Source organism: Microvirga sp. Mcv34 (assembly GCF_024519725.1).
GTDB lineage: Bacteria > Pseudomonadota > Alphaproteobacteria > Rhizobiales > Beijerinckiaceae > Microvirga.
Genome location: NZ_JALJRK010000196.1, coordinates 1 through 2,624, shown reverse-complemented (window position 1 = coordinate 2,624; position 2,624 = coordinate 1). Strand labels below are relative to the sequence as shown.

General features: G+C 65.5%; 2 protein-coding genes. Both read right to left on the bottom strand.

The annotated features are described in order from the left end of the window. Positions 1-150: 150 nt before the first annotated feature. A complete protein-coding gene (istB, locus tag OC446_RS29965; protein ID WP_262032528.1) occupies positions 151-903 on the bottom strand; it encodes an IS21-like element helper ATPase IstB in 753 nt (250 codons plus the stop codon). Between the two features lie 11 nt (positions 904-914). Next, the gene (istA, locus tag OC446_RS29960) at positions 915-2,456 is read right to left on the bottom strand and encodes an IS21 family transposase (RefSeq protein WP_262032527.1); all 1,542 of its coding nucleotides are present in this window, start codon (positions 2,454-2,456) and stop codon (positions 915-917) included. Positions 2,457-2,624 lie beyond the last annotated feature (168 nt).

Here is a 2,624-nt window from a genome sequence, read left to right as displayed (position 1 = left end):
TGCGGATTCCGATGAAGCCGGACGCTTGTTCCAAGGTGAAGCCGGACACCTATTCCGATTTCATTCCGGACAGTGTTCCGATCTGAAGCCGGACACTCTCCTCGTCTGGTCCTGGGTCGTGGGAGATGGTGGATCGGGATCGTCCGGTCGTCAATCGGCCGATGATGTGGCGGCCGGCGAGCGCTGCTTGCGCAGGCTCTCGCCGGAGAGCTCAATCCGATAGGCATTGTGGACAAGCCGATCCAGGATCGCATCGGCGATAGTCGGATTGCCGATGATCTCATACCAGCGATCGACCGGAATCTGGCTCGTCACGATGATGGAGCGCCGCTCGTACCGGTCCTCGACGATCTCGAGCAGATCCCGCCGCTGATCGTCATCGAGTTTCTCAGGGCCCCAATCATCAAGAATGAGCAGGTCCACGCGGGCCAGCGCCTTGAGCATCCGCGCGTAGCGGCCGTCGCCCCGCGCCAGAGAAAGCGCCGCAAACAACCTGGGAGCACGGTGATAGGCCACCGAGAAGTCCTCCCGGCAGGCCTTCTGGCCCAGCGCGCACGCCAACCAGCTTTTGCCGACCCCGGCCGGCCCGGTCAGCAGGAGCCCGCGTCGCTCGCGGATCCAGTCGCAGCCGGACAGCTTGAGGAAGAGCCCGCGATCGAGACCGCGCGCCGCCCTGAAGTCGACATCCTCGACATGAGCGTCATGGCGCAGGCGAGCCGCCCGGGCCCGGCTCTCGAAGCGCTTCTGACAGCGCAGAGTCGCCTCGCGCTCGAGCAGGAGCACAAGCCAGTCGCCATGCTCGAGAGCGCGCGCCTCGGGCTGGGATTGCAGATCCTTGAAGGCTGTGGCCATGCCGTGAAGACCAAGGTCGGTCAGCAGGGCGAGAGTGGGATGGGTCAGCATGCAGGGTCTCCTTAGTGGAAGTAGCCGGGGCCGCGCAGGTTGGCGTGCTCCAGAATGGCGGTAGGCTCAGGGTCGCGGGCGGGTTGGGCGGAAAGCCGGTTGGCCAGGATGGAGGCGATGCTCTTGTAGGTGAGCGCACCGATCTGGAGAGCGCGGGCCGACACCGCTTCGGCGCGAGCAGCATCGAGATCGCGCAACAGGCGCAACACCCCGAGACAGGTCCGAAAGCCCTGCTCGGGATGCGGGCGGTGCGCCAGAATGGCCGTGATCAGGCCTTCGGTCTGCGGGCCGACCGACGCCGCCCAGCGACAGAAGCGCTCCGGGGTCCAGTCGGCATAGCGCCGATGCGAGCTCGGCATGTGGTCCGGATCGGTGCCGTGCCGGCGCCCACCATAGCGGCGCTGATGGGCTGCCACGCGCTGGCCGCGGTGGAAGATCTCGATCGTGCGGCTGGTGGCGCGCAGATCGACCTGCGCGCGGATCAGGCCATGCGGGACGGAATAGAAGAAGTTCTCGTACTCGACGTGATAGTCCGTGCCGACCCGGGCGAAGCGCCATTCGGCAAACTCGTAGTCGTCGCCCGGCAGCGGGGCGAGCGCCTGGCGCTCGATCGTCTCGAAGAGATGCCGGCGGCTGACGCCGAGGCGGCGTACGACATGATCGTTGATGCGATCACACGCGCCGGCAATCGCCGCATTGGCCTCGGCCAGCGAGAAGAAGGTCTGGTGCCGCAGCCGTCCGAGAATGCAGGCCTGGGCAAAGCGCACGCCATTCTCCACTTTGGCTTTGTCCTTGGGCTTTCGGGGCCGCGCCGGCAGAACGCCGACGCCATAATGCGCGGCCATCATGCCGTAGCTGCGGTTGATCTCGGGATCGTAGAACGAGGCCCGGTTGACACCCGACTTGAGGTTGTCCGGCACGATCAGACGCGGGACGCCGCCGAAGAAGCGGAACATACGCCCGTGCGCGCCGATCCAGTCCGGCAGGGTCTGGGTCCAGGTCGCCTCGGCATAGGTGAAGTTGGAGGCGCCGAGTACGGCGACGAAGATCTCGGCGTGGCGGATCTCGCCGGTGCGGGGGTCGACGATGGCGAGCTTCTTGCCGGAATAGTCGACGAACACTTTGTCGCCCGCGACATGGTCCTGGCGCATGGTCGGCGAGAGCCGGCCCTCGAAGGAGCGGAAGAGCTCACAGTAGCGGCTGTAGCCATAGCCGTTGGGATGGACGGCCCGATACTCCTCCCAGAGAATTTGCAGCGTGACGCCGGGCTTTCTCAACTCGACGACCGCATCGGCCCAGTGGGGCTCGGGCCGGCGCCGCTGTCCCTGCTTGACGCCGGCGCGGGCGAAGAGCCTGTTCTCCAGCGCCTCGTCGGTCAGCGCGCCGGGCAAGGGCCAGCTCAAGCCGGCCTGTTCGGCGCGCTTGAGGTTCTCCTGGACGGTGCTGCGCGCGATCCCGAGCCTCTCGGCGATGTCGCGCACGCTCACGCCGTCATTGGCAAGGCGCAGCATTTGCCTCAACTGTCTCATGGTCAGCTTCCTCTTGGCAGGCATTCCGTTCTCCTCGATGACGTGAGGAGGGTGATGCCCGAGTTGCTGACCCAGGGGATCGTCAGAGGGAAGAAAGTGTCCGGAAATTGATTGGAACGGTGTCCGACTTCATTCCGGAATGCTGTCCGGCTTCAAATCGGAATACCTGTCCGGATTGCGTCGGAATCCGCA